General features: G+C 56.2%; 14 protein-coding genes. 8 read left to right on the top strand and 6 right to left on the bottom strand.

Annotation, left to right across the window (positions count from 1 at the left end):
* Positions 1-49: 49 nt before the first annotated feature.
* Positions 50-562, top strand: a complete 513-nt coding sequence (locus tag VEV40_RS15780; RefSeq protein WP_324833697.1) for a carboxypeptidase-like regulatory domain-containing protein — start codon at positions 50-52, stop codon at positions 560-562.
* Positions 563-578: 16 nt separating this feature from the next.
* Here the strand turns inward: VEV40_RS15780 and VEV40_RS15775 are convergent, their stop codons facing one another.
* A complete protein-coding gene (locus VEV40_RS15775) occupies positions 579-1,142 on the bottom strand; it encodes a DUF4232 domain-containing protein (protein WP_324833742.1) in 564 nt (187 codons plus the stop codon).
* A 245-nt stretch (positions 1,143-1,387) separates the two neighbouring features.
* On the opposite strand from VEV40_RS15775, the gene VEV40_RS15770 reads away from it, so the two are divergent.
* Positions 1,388-2,113: an SDR family NAD(P)-dependent oxidoreductase gene (locus tag VEV40_RS15770; protein WP_324833741.1), complete on the top strand. Its 726-nt coding sequence runs from the start codon at positions 1,388-1,390 to the stop codon at positions 2,111-2,113.
* Positions 2,114-2,230: 117 nt separating this feature from the next.
* On the opposite strand, the gene VEV40_RS15765 is transcribed toward VEV40_RS15770, so the two are convergent.
* Together VEV40_RS15765 and VEV40_RS15760 are read right to left on the bottom strand one after the other, a co-directional pair.
* Positions 2,231-4,789, bottom strand: a complete 2,559-nt coding sequence (locus VEV40_RS15765; protein ID WP_324833696.1) for an ABC transporter permease — start codon at positions 4,787-4,789, stop codon at positions 2,231-2,233.
* Between the two features lie 165 nt (positions 4,790-4,954).
* On the bottom strand, positions 4,955-5,881 hold the full coding sequence (locus tag VEV40_RS15760; protein WP_324833694.1) for a hypothetical protein: 927 nt from the start codon (positions 5,879-5,881) through the stop codon (positions 4,955-4,957).
* A gap of 405 nt (positions 5,882-6,286) precedes the next feature.
* On the opposite strand from VEV40_RS15760, the gene VEV40_RS15755 reads away from it, so the two are divergent.
* Complete coding sequence (locus VEV40_RS15755; protein ID WP_324833693.1) at positions 6,287-8,692, top strand: ABC transporter permease; 2,406 nt, start codon at positions 6,287-6,289, stop codon at positions 8,690-8,692.
* A 3-nt stretch (positions 8,693-8,695) separates the two neighbouring features.
* Here the strand turns inward: VEV40_RS15755 and VEV40_RS15750 are convergent, their stop codons facing one another.
* A complete protein-coding gene (locus VEV40_RS15750) occupies positions 8,696-8,989 on the bottom strand; it encodes a GYD domain-containing protein (protein ID WP_324833691.1) in 294 nt (97 codons plus the stop codon).
* Between the two features lie 214 nt (positions 8,990-9,203).
* On the opposite strand from VEV40_RS15750, the gene VEV40_RS15745 reads away from it, so the two are divergent.
* From VEV40_RS15745 to VEV40_RS15730, 4 genes are all read left to right on the top strand, one after another.
* Complete coding sequence (locus tag VEV40_RS15745; RefSeq protein ID WP_324833690.1) at positions 9,204-9,611, top strand: carboxymuconolactone decarboxylase family protein; 408 nt, start codon at positions 9,204-9,206, stop codon at positions 9,609-9,611.
* A gap of 62 nt (positions 9,612-9,673) precedes the next feature.
* On the top strand, positions 9,674-10,786 hold the full coding sequence (locus tag VEV40_RS15740) for a DegT/DnrJ/EryC1/StrS family aminotransferase (protein ID WP_324833688.1): 1,113 nt from the start codon (positions 9,674-9,676) through the stop codon (positions 10,784-10,786).
* 112 nt (positions 10,787-10,898) lie between these two features.
* Entirely contained in the window at positions 10,899-11,393 is a 495-nt protein-coding gene (locus VEV40_RS15735) for a MerR family transcriptional regulator (protein WP_324833687.1), read from the top strand.
* A gap of 62 nt (positions 11,394-11,455) precedes the next feature.
* Positions 11,456-11,719: a hypothetical protein gene (locus VEV40_RS15730; protein ID WP_324833685.1), complete on the top strand. Its 264-nt coding sequence runs from the start codon at positions 11,456-11,458 to the stop codon at positions 11,717-11,719.
* 71 nt (positions 11,720-11,790) lie between these two features.
* Here the strand turns inward: VEV40_RS15730 and VEV40_RS15725 are convergent, their stop codons facing one another.
* Entirely contained in the window at positions 11,791-12,135 is a 345-nt protein-coding gene (locus tag VEV40_RS15725) for an STAS domain-containing protein (protein ID WP_414637852.1), read from the bottom strand.
* 25 nt (positions 12,136-12,160) lie between these two features.
* Positions 12,161-12,625 (bottom strand): ATP-binding protein, encoded by a 465-nt coding sequence (locus VEV40_RS15720; protein ID WP_186747503.1) that lies wholly within the window; start codon positions 12,623-12,625, stop codon positions 12,161-12,163.
* A 191-nt stretch (positions 12,626-12,816) separates the two neighbouring features.
* Here VEV40_RS15720 and VEV40_RS15715 point away from each other — a divergent pair, with 191 nt between their 5' ends.
* Positions 12,817-14,070, top strand: coding sequence for a magnesium transporter MgtE N-terminal domain-containing protein (locus tag VEV40_RS15715; protein ID WP_324833680.1), 1,254 nt, complete (start codon positions 12,817-12,819; stop codon positions 14,068-14,070).
* The last annotated feature ends 60 nt before the right edge of the window (positions 14,071-14,130 follow it).

The raw sequence follows: 14,130 nt of genomic DNA, 5'->3' as shown, positions 1-14,130 counted from the left end.
TTCAAAAGTAGGACCCTGATGACTCAGCGCATTCCCTGATGGCGATGAAATGCATACAATTAAGGGCATGGATGTCGTTTCGCCCCAGTGCCTTTCCCGCAAGACCGCAGCCTTATCACTCGGTCTTCTGCTTTGTCTCCCGCTTCTGCTTTCCGCTCAGGACAACAAGCGCGGGCGCAAATACACGCCGCCTCCGCCGACCAGCAAAATCACAGTCACTGTGACAAAAGCTACGAACGGCAAGCCTGTGGAAAACGCAGGCGTGGTCTTTCATCCGATCAAAAACGGCAAAGATGAAGGCAATATGGAATTGAAGACCAATGAAGACGGCAAGGCTGTGATCGATGTGATTCCGATAGGAGACACGGTTCGCCTCCAGATCATTGCGACTGGTTTTCAGACTTACGGAGCTGATTACCTGATTGACTCGGAGACTAAGGACATCGAGGTCAAGCTGCTGAAGCCGGGACGCCAGTATTCGATCTACGAAAAGCACAGCAACTCGCAGATTGGCGGACAGGACGAGACGAAACCTTCAGACCAGAGCGAGCAGCCCCACTAGCAGCGGGTTCTGAGCGTTAATCCTCATCCTCGTCAGAGTGCAGAGCTGTGATTTGCACGCGCCCTTCGCAGACGGTGAGGGGATGGTTCACAGTAAAGCTCTCGGTTGCACCCGGTGCGGTAACATTGATGCGTGCGACGACGGGACAGCCGTCTCCGGTAGACCATCCTACCTGAAACCATGCTTCGCCCTTTGGATCGATCGTTATTTGCGTGTCCGGCTTCGCCGCGGTTGCCTGCATGGGGCCCTGTGAGAGCCGCGCGCTGATCGACGATGCGCTTACGCGATCCACGACCAGATTTGCTACCGGCGTTCCAGTTTTATCGAGAAGGGAAATGGCCGGATAGCCGCTGATGCGACACGGCGCTAAGCCTTCATTATCAAAGGCCAGCTTGATGGCGCGAAAGTTCCCATTCACCGCGGCTGCAATCTCAGTGACTGACAGGTCTTTGCCCTCGCATGGGAGGGCTGTAGCGGATGCGCTCGGCTCGCGCTTGACCAACTGCGGGCCTGCTGCTACCAGATATGGAGCGTTGGGATTTGTCCCGCCATGGGCGCGCGGCGCGTCTTCATTCAGCATCACAGGTGCGCTGCCCCTTAGCGACGAATTCCGCGTCGAGTGCGCACAGCTATCGATGAGTGGCCACATTATCAGAAGGCCGCTGATCAAAGCAATGGAGGAGAGACGGGACAGCGGGGGAGTCATGTGGGCCTCGGAGCACTCGGTGAGATGGTTACTGCACCAGATAGGTTGCAAATGCTGAATCGGAAATGTCCTGCGTGCCCCACGACGTCAAGCGCACGCCGATGGGTAAAATCAACTCTATGGATAGTTTACAGGGTCGTGTGGCGCTTGTCACAGGCGCTGCCATACGCATCGGGCGCACACTCGCGCTGACGCTGGCGAGCGCCGGGGCGAACGTTGCGGTTACATATCGCGGTTCCGAGGCCGAGGCGCGGAAGACCGTCGCCGAACTCGAAAGTCTTGGTGTGAAGGCGCTTGCGACGCGCTGCGACGTGCGTGATCCCCAGAGCGTTGAAGATGCCATCAATGAAGTGGCAAAGCTGTTCGGACGGCTCGATTTGCTGGTGAACAATGCGGGCGTTTTCGAGACTGCTGTGCTGGAACAGATCACAGTCGCACAATGGGACGCGATGTTCGAAACCAACACGCGCGGGCCTTTCCTTATGGCGAAGGCGGCGCACCCGTATCTGAAAGCAGCACGCGGGCGCATCATCAACATTGGGTCTTTAGGCGGCCTGCACCCCTGGCCTACACATGCGCACTACTGCACGTCGAAGGCTGCGCTGCATATGCTTACGCAGACCATGTCAAAGGCCTTCGCGCCAGAGATCAGCGTCAATTGCGTTGCTCCCGGAATGATTGTGAATGGCGAGGTTTCGGAGGACTACGAGCATTTTGCGCACAAGACTCCGATGCAGCGAAATGGCACGCCAGAGGATGTGGCCGCTGCCGTGATGTTCTTTGCCAGCGGGCCGCATTTTATTACAGGGCAGATCCTGAGCGTGGACGGAGGCCTCGGGCTGTGAGATTCGTTGATTCTGCCCGTGCGGCTCAGAATGACAACGGTCCCCTGCTAATAAGAAAGTGCCCATTGCGAATCGAGCTGCGATGAGCACTTAGGTTTGCGTGCTGTGGTTATCAGATCACTCGATACGAAGCGCCTTTACCGGATCAATGGAGGCTGCGCGCTGTGCAGGCAGGATGCTGGCAATCAAAGCGCAGAATCCCAACGCGATGATGGAACCCGCCAACACCAGCGGGTCCCAGCTTTTTACCTGATAGAGCTTGGCTGCTATCAGGTGGCCGCTGGCAATCGATATCGGTATGCCGATTGCGAGTCCGATAAGTATCTGAAAAAATGCCCCGCGCAGGACGAGCTTGACGATTCTGTTGCGGTCGGCCCCGAGGGCCATGCGTACTCCAATCTCACCAGTGCGGCGCTCGACGGTATATGCGGTGACGCCGTAGAGCCCGACCGCGGCAAGAACGAGCGCCAATAATCCGAAGAGGCCAGTCATCTGGGCCATGGCGCGCTGCTGGTCGAGGTTTGCTTCGACATGTTCCTGCATGGTTTCGATGCCGAGCATAGTAATGTTGGGATCAACTTCACTGAGCACCCGGCGGACCTGCGACTCAAGTCCTTCCATGCTGCCGTGCAACTTCAGCACTGCGCCCTCGATGTAGTGGGTATCGTCGTCGATGGACTGCATCATCGCATTGTCGTAGTTCGTCCGCTGCGCCAGAGGCACGAAGAAGAGAGGCCGTGGTGGATTATGATTGGCGAAGTCCCAGTTATATTTTGCATTGCGCACGACGCCCACAATCTGGAAGGTCGCGCCATATTTCGGCAAGTCGAGGCCGAAACGCTGGCCGAGCGGATCTTCGCCGGGTTTGAAAAACCGCTTCACGAAGGCCTCATTGACCACAGTTACGTTCGGGGTCGAGGCAGTATCCTGTTCAGTGATGGAGCGCCCGCGGAGAATGGGTTCTCCCATCGCCTCAAGATAGCCCACGCTGACGTGGTCCCAGGAAGAGCCGCTAGGGTCATTCATGTTCGGCATACCATGGCCTTCGCGGATGACCAATTCGCCCCAGTTGTCCTGCAGTGGCGCATACTGTGCGAGTGCGGCGCTTTCGACGCCGGGAATATGCGCGAGGCGATCCTGCAGATCGCGGTACATTGCGTCGAGCATCGGTTGCGGATAAGAATTGAAAGGGCCTATAAGGCCGATGAGAGCGCGGTGGTCGAGTTCATACCCAAAGCTCTGGTGCTGCATGTTTTCGAGGCTGCGCGTAAGCAGGCCCGCCCCGGCGAGTAGCACAACGGACAACGTTGCTTGGAAGATGACGAGAACCTTCTGCGAGAGCGACGACCGGTCATGGGTGCTGCGGTTGGCGCCGCGCAAAGCCTCAGCCGGGTCAGCGTGCGTGGCCACCCATGCTGGCGCTGTTCCAAAAAGCACCCCTGTGACGAGAGACAGCACAAAGGCAAAAGCGAGCACTGGAAGCAAAGGGGTGGCGTTAATAGGAACAAACTTTGCGCTATGGAAGGTAAGCGCCACCAATAGCTTCACCCCCAAATACGCGATGATCAATCCGGCGGCACCGCCAAAAACAGAGAGGACAATGCTTTCGGTCAGCGACTGGCGAATGAGCCGTTTACGCGACGCTCCCAAAGCGAGGCGGACGGAAGTCTGCGCGCGCCGTGCGGCGCCACGGGCCAGCAACAGGTTGGCGATATTTGCGCAGGCGATCAACAGCACAAGGCAGCACACGCCGAGCAGAATGCGAAGATTGTCCCCGTAGTTCTCTTTCATAATGCCAACGCCGGTCCCGGCTGGAACGACTTTGACAATCTGTTTTGGCAGTCCGGCCTTGATGCCAGCCATCCAGTCAGCGGGCATGCCGCTGTCATTGACCAGCCATTGGCGGATAAGTGAAGTCATGCGCGCCGGAACGGCATTCGGGTTTGCGCCAGGTTTGATCCGGCCAATGACGCGCAGCCAGGCCTGGAAGTGATGTAGAAAGGAGTTCGCCCCAGTGAAGACAGGCTCCTGCAGGATAGGTAGCCACAAATCTGGCGGATCGCTCCGCAACGTTTCACCGAAAAATCCCGGAGGGGTAATGCCAATGATCGTGAATGGATGGCCATCCAGAATGAACGACGATCCCACTATCTTGGGGTCGGACCCATATTGCTGCTGCCATGTGCGATAGCTGAGCATGGCCACCGGAGCGGCTGCGTCCTGATCGTCGGCGGGCTGAATGGTGCGTCCGGCGAAGGCGCCAACTCCGAAGGTCGAAAAGTAATTGCCACTGATGAATTCTTCGCGCAGGGGTTTAGCCACGCGCTCGCTCTGGCTGCGGCGGGTGCTGACCTGCCGCCCGCCGGCCTGGAACGCGGCTAGCTCTTCGAATTCCGGAGTGTTCTTCTTCATCAATTCATAAAAGGGATAAGAGAACATGCCCCAGTTGTCCTGTGGGCTGCCTTCCACACAGCAATCATCGCCATCGCCTATGCGATATAGGCGGGAAGGATCGACGACTGGCAGCGACTTAAGCATGATCGTATGAATCAGCGAGAAGATGGCGGTTGTCGCTCCGATGCCGAGGGCGAGCGTCAGCATCGCTGTGAGGGTAAAGACCGGTGAAAGCCGCATCTGACGGAGGGCATACACGATGTCTTGTCGCAAAGTTTGCATGATTGTTCTCTCATATGGCATACGACCAGTTCGAATGCCGTGTTCCCGAAGGGCTTAATTAATTGTACGAATCGCTTCGTATATTGGTTAAATGATGCAAAGCGTTCACGCTGCAAATGCCCAAGTCTCGATTTTTGAGACTTGGGCGCCATTCAACTGCAAAGACTAATCAGTGGAGACCTTTTCAAGCCATTTACTGAACTCGGCGACAGGGATCTTCACCATCCCGTGCGCCATGATGCTATTGTCCGTTGGGTTTTGCCGCGGCAACAGCGCAGACCCCTTTCTCATATCCACAAAAGATTGCATTGCAGACTCGGGAATAGCGCCTTCTGCCGTACCCGACGCCTTTAAAGCCTCGTATTCAAATTCAACCTGCCTGTGATAGCGAATGCCAAACAGAAAAGCATCGGCGTGTTCCGCCAGTTCGCCGAGCCTGGGATCGAGAGCGGTCAGAACTCCTTCTATTTCCGGGTTTCGCGTTGGTGTCCATACCATGGTCCAAGTCTCGTCATCGCGTCGCAGATGGGCGAGCTTACCTGCGAAAACCGAATCTGGTGCGTCGTGGGCCAGGTACCGGTCAAGCTCCTCGCGCACGCTCGGGATCCATCCGAACAGCAGCACGTCTGAGCCGAGCACCGCCAGCCAGCGGACATCGTCCATCTCACCGCGCTCCCGCGCAAAGGGTTGAATCACAAGTATAGGAAGTCCACGATACTGGATTAGGCGAGCCCCGCTCTCTACAGCAGACTTATAGATGCGCGCCTGGTCGAAGTGTCCGCTCATCAGCAAACTGTGCTCATTCAGGTAGCCGCCAATGTCATTCTTCGCGACAAAAACAGCATGGTGAATAGACAATGTGCTGTCAGCACCGATCAAGGCTAGAACATCATTGAGGTCCATCCTGTTGCTGTGGGTCATCAGAACAAAGCTGCCCGGCAGTTCCTTGGGCGGCGGACTGTCCATACCGGCCACAATCAGCGCGCTGGGAGAGACAAGAGAAAGCAGCCTCGTGTCAGACGATAAGGCATGGCTGACTGAAGGCGCGAATAATGAGAAAAGAGCAATCAAAATACCTGGGAATCGCCGCATAAAACCTCCGTTGCGCATGAAAGTGGCGCGACCACCCCAGGAATGACAAAAGCCCGTGTTTTTAACTTTTTCTTTAGTGATTTCTCAAAGAAGCAACCCTTCTCAGCAATCTACGAAATTATTCGTAGATTGTCAACGAAAATCTTCGTAGATTTCTGGCGGCTGCCGAACCTACTATTTTTGAGCCCTCCAGAAATTGTCATTTTCTGACGACCGCTAAAAAAGAACCTGCTTTCCTTCGGCGAGAATGACAGGTGCTCGATCGTCATTTTTTTAGATTTGATCGCTCGTTTTCACTGGCACCAGAGACTACTACGTTAACAGCGAAGTGTCGGTTCAATTTTTCTTCACGCGCGCTCTCTGAAATTCTGGAACTGCTGGCAACATTGCCGCGTATTCGGCAACATGACACGCGACCTGCGGTTTGCTCTACGCATGATCTTTTCTCACCGGTGGTTTTCGGCTGCTGTTGTGGTTACGATCGCGCTGGGGATCGGCCTCAACACCATGGTGTTTACGCTGGTCAACGCGGTGTTGTTCAAGCCTGTGCCTGTGCCCGGTGGCGCGCAACTGGTAGCGATCCGCAATCGAAACCTTACGCAAAACGCAGACGACAATGCGATGCGAGTGTCATATCCGGACTTCCGCGATTACCGTGCTCAGTCCTCCTCGCTGGCAGCGCTGGAAGCATCCATTGGCGAGGAGGGTGTGCTGGGCGAGAATGGCATTCCGCCGCAGGCTTACCGAATGGAACGGGCCTCATCGGGCATCTTCGAGATGGTGCACATCCAGCCCATACTCGGACGTGGATTTCTACCAAGCGATGACAAGCCAGGCGCCGCGCCGGTCCTTATTCTTGGGTACGGTGTCTGGAAAGATCGTTACGGCAGCTCGCCTAACGTGATTGGCCGCCAGGTGCGCGTCAATGAAAAACCGGCGACCATCGTCGGCGTCATGCCGAAGGACTTTAAATTTCTTACTAATACAGACATGTGGATGCCTCTGGTTCCGACTCCGGAACTCGAAAAGCGCGATAACCGGTCGCTGCAGCTCTCCGCCATGCTCAAACCCGGTGTGAGCATGATTCAGGCGAATGTCGAAATGAACGGAATCGCCCGTCGTCTGGCTGCTCAATATCCTGACGACAAAGACCTTGGCATTTCTGTTGAGACGTTCCATGAGCGCTATAACGGCGGGCCCATCCGCATCGTGTTTCTGCTGATGATGGCAGCGGTTGGATTCGTGCTGCTGATTGCCTGCGCCAATGTTGCAAACATGATGCTGAGCCGAGCCTTGCTGCGGCAGAGGGAAATGTCGATCCGTTCGGCACTGGGAGCATCTCGCTGGCGGGTTGCGCGTCAGTTGCTGGTCGAGAGCGTGCTTCTCAGCGTGCTTGGAGGCGTGCTCGGGCTGGGCCTGGCCGCGCTTGGAGTTCACTGGTTCGATCTCTCCACACAGAACGTCGGCAAGCCATACTGGATCGAGTTCACCATGAACTACACGGTCTTTGGCTACTTTGCCGCTCTCTGCATTCTTAGCGGACTGGTTTTCGGTACAGCGCCGGCGCTGCGTTTTTCGCGCGTGGATGTGAATGAAGTGATGAAGGAAGGCGCTCGCAGCGCGGGCAGGCATCGCGGCGGCAGCCTTTCAAGCCTGCTGGTGGTTTTCCAGTTCGCGCTTACGCTTGTGCTGCTTACCGGGGCTGGAGTATTCGTACGTAGCCTGCTGGAAAGCCTGTCGGCCAATCGATTGGTGCCGGCGGACCAGATCACGACAGCGCGTATCGATTTCCCTGAAGACCGCTATAAAGGCACGGATGCGCGCCAGCATTTCTACGATCAGCTACTGCCGCGAATCAAAGCGCTTCCCGGCGTGACGCATGTAGCTCTTACATCGAACCTGCCCGGGCTGGAGGCAGCGTCAAGCGATATCGAGATCGAACGTGGCGAGGTAGATAACCCGGCGCATCGGCCTGCGGTGTCGTATGTGGTGCAGTCGCCGGGTTACTTCGAGGCGATCAATCTGCCGATTCTGCTGGGGCGCGATTTCAACGAGATTGACGGCACGGCGAATCATAAAGTCGCCGTAGTCACGCGGGAATGCGCGGAACACTTCTGGCCCAGACAGGTGGCGATTGGGAAGCGGTTCCGTTTCTATGACGACAAGGGCAAGCCGGGCGAATGGATCACCATCGTCGGAGTCTCGGCAAACATCGTCCAGGAACTCAACGAAAAGTCGCCAAAGCCTCTGCTCTTTGTGCCCTTCCGCCAGATGGGCTGGAACGGCATGGCTCTATTGATACGCTCCAGTGGTAATCCCATTCCGGCAGTGCGCGCCGCCGTGCAGAATCTCGATCCGAATTTGCCGCTGCGGGAGGTCTATACCTTGCCTCAGGCGATTCGGCACCAGCAGTGGTATCTGCATCTTTTCAGCAAGCTCTTTTCTGGCTTCGCTTTAATTGCGCTGATGATGGCGGCGGTGGGGATCTATGCCGTTCTTGCCCAGGCGACTAACAGCCGCACGCAGGAAATTGGAATACGCATGGCCCTTGGAGCCAATGCAGGCAATATCCTCAACCTGGTGATGAGACGAGGGCTGTGGCAGATTGCAGCGGGTCTTACTCTCGGCCTCGCTGCAGCGTGGCCCGCGACACGGCTTATGGCAAGCCTGCCGCTTGGGGCCTCTCCCTCAGACCCGCTCGTCTTCATGACTGTCGCCGCAGTACTGGCAATCGTCGGACTGTTTGCCTGCTGGCTGCCGGCGCATAGAGCCGCCGCGCTGGATCCGGTGAAAGCTATCCGCTACGAATAGAGTTCAAGCCAGGCCGGAAATAATCGCGCGGTATTCGTCTTCGGGAAAGGCGCGCAGCGTCTCGGTTTGAACGTTGCCCGTTGAAGCCAGAGTGAGGATCGCTTTGGCAAAGGTTGCGTCATCAGGAGCCTCTCCGACGAGCACCATGTCGTAACGGCCCATGGTCATGTAGAAATCTTTCAGTTTGACGCCGGATCCTGCAAACAAATTTCGTCCTGCGTCCAGCCGCGAGGGGCTCTGCTTCACGCTTTGTATACCCTGATTTGTCCACTTTCCGAGAACAACGTAATTCGGCATAAATCACCTCGGACGGATAATCTTTCCCAGACTCTGCAGTCTGTTGCATCCGAGCGGGCAGGAACTCCGTCGGGAGAGAATACTACCTGAATGCAGGCTTACCGAGGGAAAATCTTCCATCGATTCTGCATGAGTGAGCCTTCGTCGAAGAGACACATATACTCAAAGACGGAAGCGACTGCTCAAGCCGCACTCTGCATTGAAAGGGCTGCGAATGGCCACAGTAAAGCTTTGGAACGATGAAGAAGTCTCAGCCAACCCTCGCGTAAAAGCGGCATTTGACGATATACGGGTCACCCGAAAATCCGATTTTGTAAATAACTTTTGGCGAGCGCTCGCCAATCAACCAGAGCTTCTTGAACGGACGTGGTCAGGCATCAAGCAGGTTATGGTCGAACCGGGCGCTCTCGATCCTCTGACAAAAGAGCTGATCTACATCGCTGTATCGACCATCAACAGTTGCAGCTACTGCATCCATTCCCACACGGCAGCAGCGCGGGCGAAGGGCCTCACCGATCAGCAGCACGCCGAGTTCCTTGCCGTCGTCGGCATGGCAGCGGAAACTAATGCGTTGTCAAATGCGCTCCAGGTTCCGATTGATCCCGAATTCAATGTGGGATAGAACGATGGGTATTTGGCGCAGGCAGTACTCTCAAGACGGCGCGGATGCGCGAAAATGAATGAATGCAGTTCATTGATCTCAAAGCGCAGTACCGCAAGCTGAAATCCGACGTTGACGCCCGCATCCAGGCGGTACTCGATCACGGGCAGTTCATCCTCGGTCAGGAAGTAGCAGAGTTGGAATCTCGTCTCGCCGCGCGCACCGGATCGAAATACTGCATCAGTTGCGCCAGTGGGACGGATGCGCTGCTGCTGGCGATGATGGCTTTCGGCATCAGCCCCGGAGATGAGGTCGTTACTTCGCCTTTCACCTTCTTTGCCACGGGCGAAATGATTGCGCTGCTTGGCGCCGTCCCTGTCTTCGTGGATATTGATCCGGAAACATACAACATTGATCCCGCGAAGATTGAAGCCGCCATTACGCCACACACGAAGGCAATCATGCCCGTTAGCCTTTACGGTCAGTGCGCGGACATGGATCCGATCAATGAGATCGCGGCGAAACATGGCCTCGCCGTGATTGAAGACGCTGCGCAGAGCTTCGGTGGAACCTACAAGGGACGCGAATCCTGCAACCTGAGCACGATTGGCTGCACCAGTTTCTTCCCCTCGAAGCCGCTGGGCTGCTATGGCGATGGCGGAGCGCTCTTCACCAACGAGGATGACCTCGCCCGAAAGATGATCGAGCTGCGCAACCACGGACAGAATGGCCGCTACCATCATGTCAGCATTGGCATCAATGGCAGGCTGGACACGCTTCAGGCTGCGATCCTGCTGGCCAAGGTGGACATTTTCGACGATGAGCTGGCGGCGCGTCAGCGTGCCGCAGCTACCTACTGCGAGCAACTCAGTGACATAGTCCGAACACCGATCATCCGCGATGGATACACCAGCGCCTGGGCGCAATACACTGTCGAGGTCGATGATCGCGGTACCGTCCAGCAAGCTTTGCAACAAGCGGGAATTCCCACCGCCGTCCATTACCCGGTCCCGCTGCATCTGCAACCTGTCTTTGCCCGCCTGAATCTCAAGGAAGGGGGATTCCCGCACTCCGAGCGGGCAGGGAAGCGCGTATTGAGCCTTCCCATGCACCCTTATCTCGAACCAGCCCAGATCGAAATGATCGCGCAGGCAGTGCGCCAGGCTGTTGCCGGTGTGACCACAGTTACCAAGTGAATACAAAAATTCAAGACGAAAAACTATAGAGGGATTGACACCGGCTACCTTCAGGTGAAGAATCGCATCAAACATTTTAAGACCGAAATGTTTTGAGGTCATCGGGCCGCCTATGTTGGCAGACCGCTTCACCACCCGCGACGTTCTTGAACTAACGGGCGTCACCGCGCGCCAGTTGCAGTGGTGGGACGAAAAGCGCGTCGTAGTGCCAGAGCGTGAAGGCCGCAACCGCATCTACTCGACAGCCGACCTGGTCGAAATCCTCGTCATTGAAGAGCTTCGCCAAAGGCACATCTCGCTGCAGCAGGTGCGCCGCGTGCTGCGCTTCCTGCGCAAAGAGGTACACAGCCGCCTGGCCGACATCGCGCAGGGCAACGTGGAGCACCACTTACTTCTGGATGGCAAACACGTCTATCTTGAGTCGGATTCGCGGCAGATTGTCGATCTCATGCGCAACACAAACCAGCCGATGCTGTTGATATGTTTATCAGACGCCGTTAGCCGGTTGAAGGTTGACGTCAACGAAATCCTTGCCGGAAAGCCGAAAAAACCGGCCATTGGGCAACGAAGCAAAAGGAGGGCACCGGAAGCAGCGAAGACAGCATAAAAAGCGATACCCAGACGACATTAGTAACACTATTTAAAGCTGGCCCCAAAAAGGAGGCAAGTATGTCCGCAGAATTGCAGTTGTTGGAAGAATGGATCCCCGAACAAATGGAACCGGGAACCTTGTTTGTGCTCGAAAACGCCGGAAGTATGGGCGATGCGAAGAATCCTTACTGGGCCGTGCTGGCTTGCCCAAGCTGCGGAGCGCTCGGCCTGATTACGCGGGCGCAATTTGCCGGTCTTGAATCGATGATCTGCGGAGCAAACAACTGCTCGGCTGAGTACTATCTGCGCGACGAGGAGATTGAGTATCGCAAGCCGCACTGAGTTGGAAATCCAAATGAGAAAGGCTGCCCATCAGGCAGCCTTTTCTGTAAGGAAACAGCGATTGTAAGAGGCTAGGCGCGTGTGTAGGACGCTATTGCGCTGGCTTCGTCGTCCTTTACGTCAAAGACGGTATAGAGCTTGGTGATCTGAAGCAGATCGTGGACCTTTTTGGTCAGGTTCAGAAGCTTCAGCTCGCCGCCCTGGTTGCGGACTGTGGTGTAAGCGCTGACCAGCTCGCCAATGCCCGAGCTGTCGATGTAATTCACGTCAGCAAGGTTGAGCAGTATGAGCTTGGATCCCTTTGCCAGTAGATCCCGGACAGCATCGCGCAACTGCACACTGCCTTCGCCGAGGGTAATGCGGCCGCTAAGGTCGAGAATGGTGACACCGTCGACCTGACGGGTATTCAGCTTCATGCTCACGTAAGATTCCTCCTTAAAACTAACTGCCGGTTTGAGCGGTCCCAAGATGCTTGATCAGTGTCAGCTCGGTTCCAGGATGCAATAGCTTGAAGTGTACCTCATCCATAAAAGAGCGGATAAGAAAGATTCCACGGCCTGAGCCGCGCAAAAGGTTCTCCGGGGCGAGGGGGTCGGGAAGGGTGTCCGGATCCAGCCCTTTTCCCTGATCGGCTATGCGGATTACCAGCGAATCGCCTGTATTTTCAAAGGATGCCGTAATGCGCTTGTCTGGATCATAGGAGTTGCCGTGCAGTACCGCATTTACGGCTGCTTCGCGCACCGCCATCGCAATGCGAAATACCTCATCTTCGTCCACGCCTGCCTTCTTAGCCATCTGTTCGGCGGTTTGTTCAACCCGGTTCACGCTGTCGAGTGAGGACTCGAGTGTATACGTTATCCGGCTTGCCTGCGATCCAGTCAATTGTTGATCCTCGCCATAGTGCATGGACATCCTTTTCTTTAACCTGTTGTAGGGCAGTTTGCTTGCTCAACGATGCAATGTCAAGCAGGTGGACGGTTGGATGCAACAAATCGTTGCACGGTGAGTGGGCTCAACAGCCATCTGCTTGTGTCTTATTGAAAAGGGACGCAGCAAAACGCATGTCCTGTTAGACTGCACGCGGGACGCGAAACTGAATGAATGAAAAACGCAATGGCCCCAGCCTGACTCTGCTGCTCGGCACGCCTATAACCGAGCCGCGGGGAAGCCTGTTTGGGCGGCTGAATGACATTGCGGTTGCGACCGGCACTGATGCTGGCCGGATTGCGGGCCTGGTTCTCAAAACGAAAAAAGGGCTGGAACTGGTCCCGGCGACGGAAGTGATGGGCACTCCGAGCGGGGCGCTTGAGCTGCGCTCGACCGAGGCAGTGCAGCCGCTTCGCGGCGATGAGAATTTCATTCTGCTGAAGCATGACCTTCTGGACCGCCAGATTATCGACGTGCATGGGCGCAAGGTTGTGCGCGTCAATGATGTGGACCTGCAGTGGTTTTCGCGCGAAGAGAAGCAGGATCTGCGCGTGCGCGAGGTCGAAGTCGGACTTCGGGGCGCCGTTCGCAGGCTGCTGCTGGGCGTCATGCCCAGAAACGCGCTGGACAAGCTTGCCCGGCAGTTTCCGCCGCGGGTTATTCCCTGGGAGTTCGTGGATGTAATCGAGGTGGATCCGGCGCGGCGGGTGAAGCTGAAAATTGAGCATGATCGCCTGGCGCAGATGCATCCGTCAGACATCGCTGACATTCTCGAAGATCTGGCCCCGGCAGAACGCGAAGCAATTCTGACCACGCTGGATGAAGAGGTTGCCGCAGAGACGCTGGAAGAGGTCGAACCAAAGCTGCAGAAGGCTCTGGTTGAATCGATGGATTTCGAGACCGCTGCGGGAATTGTGGAGGAGATGGATCCAGGTGCGGCTGCTGATTTGCTTGCTGAACTGCCGGAAGAGCGCTCTGAAGCCATTCTTGGAGAGATGGCACCGGAAGAACGGCAGGAAGTGGAAGAACTGCTCGAATTCCGCGAAGACTCAGCAGCCGGGCGCATGACGCCGGCCTTTGTGCAGGCGAGAGTGGAAGCGACGGTCGCCGATGGAATCGAGGCGTTGCGCATGTTTGAAGCCGATCCCGAAGGCGTCACCGAAATCTACCTGGTGGATGAGAAGAGGGCCCTGAAAGGTGTGGTGCCATTGGCGCGGATGATTCTGGCAAAGCCGGAGACGCGGCTGGATGTCCTCACCGATCCTCGATTTATTTCGTGTAGAGCGGACGCACATCAAAATGACGTTGCCGAGCTGTTCGATAAATACAACCTGCGGGCATTACCGGTGGTGGACGGCGAGGGCAGGCTGGTGGGTATTGTCGAGGCAGACCACGTCATCGCCTTTCTCAGAGACAGGCTCTAGGCTGGCGTTCTGTCAATCCGTGCGCGCGTGATATGTTCGCATAGGAAGATTCCCCTAAAT

This window comes from Alloacidobacterium sp. (genome assembly GCF_035631355.1).
Taxonomy (GTDB): domain Bacteria; phylum Acidobacteriota; class Terriglobia; order Terriglobales; family Acidobacteriaceae; genus Alloacidobacterium.
The sequence above is the reverse complement of the archived record's forward strand: the minus strand, read 5'-3'. Positions and strand labels throughout refer to the sequence as shown.

Coding starts and splice junctions, on each gene's coding strand:
- VEV40_RS15780 (WP_324833697.1), top strand. CDS start 50: ATGCATACAATTAAGGGCATGGATGTCGTTTCGCCCCAGTGCCTTTCC.
- VEV40_RS15775 (WP_324833742.1), bottom strand. CDS start 1,142: ATGCTGAATGAAGACGCGCCGCGCGCCCATGGCGGGACAAATCCCAAC.
- VEV40_RS15770 (WP_324833741.1), top strand. CDS start 1,388: ATGGATAGTTTACAGGGTCGTGTGGCGCTTGTCACAGGCGCTGCCATA.
- VEV40_RS15765 (WP_324833696.1), bottom strand. CDS start 4,789: ATGCAAACTTTGCGACAAGACATCGTGTATGCCCTCCGTCAGATGCGG.
- VEV40_RS15760 (WP_324833694.1), bottom strand. CDS start 5,881: ATGCGGCGATTCCCAGGTATTTTGATTGCTCTTTTCTCATTATTCGCG.
- VEV40_RS15755 (WP_324833693.1), top strand. CDS start 6,287: ATGACACGCGACCTGCGGTTTGCTCTACGCATGATCTTTTCTCACCGG.
- VEV40_RS15750 (WP_324833691.1), bottom strand. CDS start 8,989: ATGCCGAATTACGTTGTTCTCGGAAAGTGGACAAATCAGGGTATACAA.
- VEV40_RS15745 (WP_324833690.1), top strand. CDS start 9,204: ATGGCCACAGTAAAGCTTTGGAACGATGAAGAAGTCTCAGCCAACCCT.
- VEV40_RS15740 (WP_324833688.1), top strand. CDS start 9,674: ATGCAGTTCATTGATCTCAAAGCGCAGTACCGCAAGCTGAAATCCGAC.
- VEV40_RS15735 (WP_324833687.1), top strand. CDS start 10,899: ATGTTGGCAGACCGCTTCACCACCCGCGACGTTCTTGAACTAACGGGC.
- VEV40_RS15730 (WP_324833685.1), top strand. CDS start 11,456: ATGTCCGCAGAATTGCAGTTGTTGGAAGAATGGATCCCCGAACAAATG.
- VEV40_RS15725 (WP_414637852.1), bottom strand. CDS start 12,135: ATGAAGCTGAATACCCGTCAGGTCGACGGTGTCACCATTCTCGACCTT.
- VEV40_RS15720 (WP_186747503.1), bottom strand. CDS start 12,625: ATGCACTATGGCGAGGATCAACAATTGACTGGATCGCAGGCAAGCCGG.
- VEV40_RS15715 (WP_324833680.1), top strand. CDS start 12,817: ATGAATGAAAAACGCAATGGCCCCAGCCTGACTCTGCTGCTCGGCACG.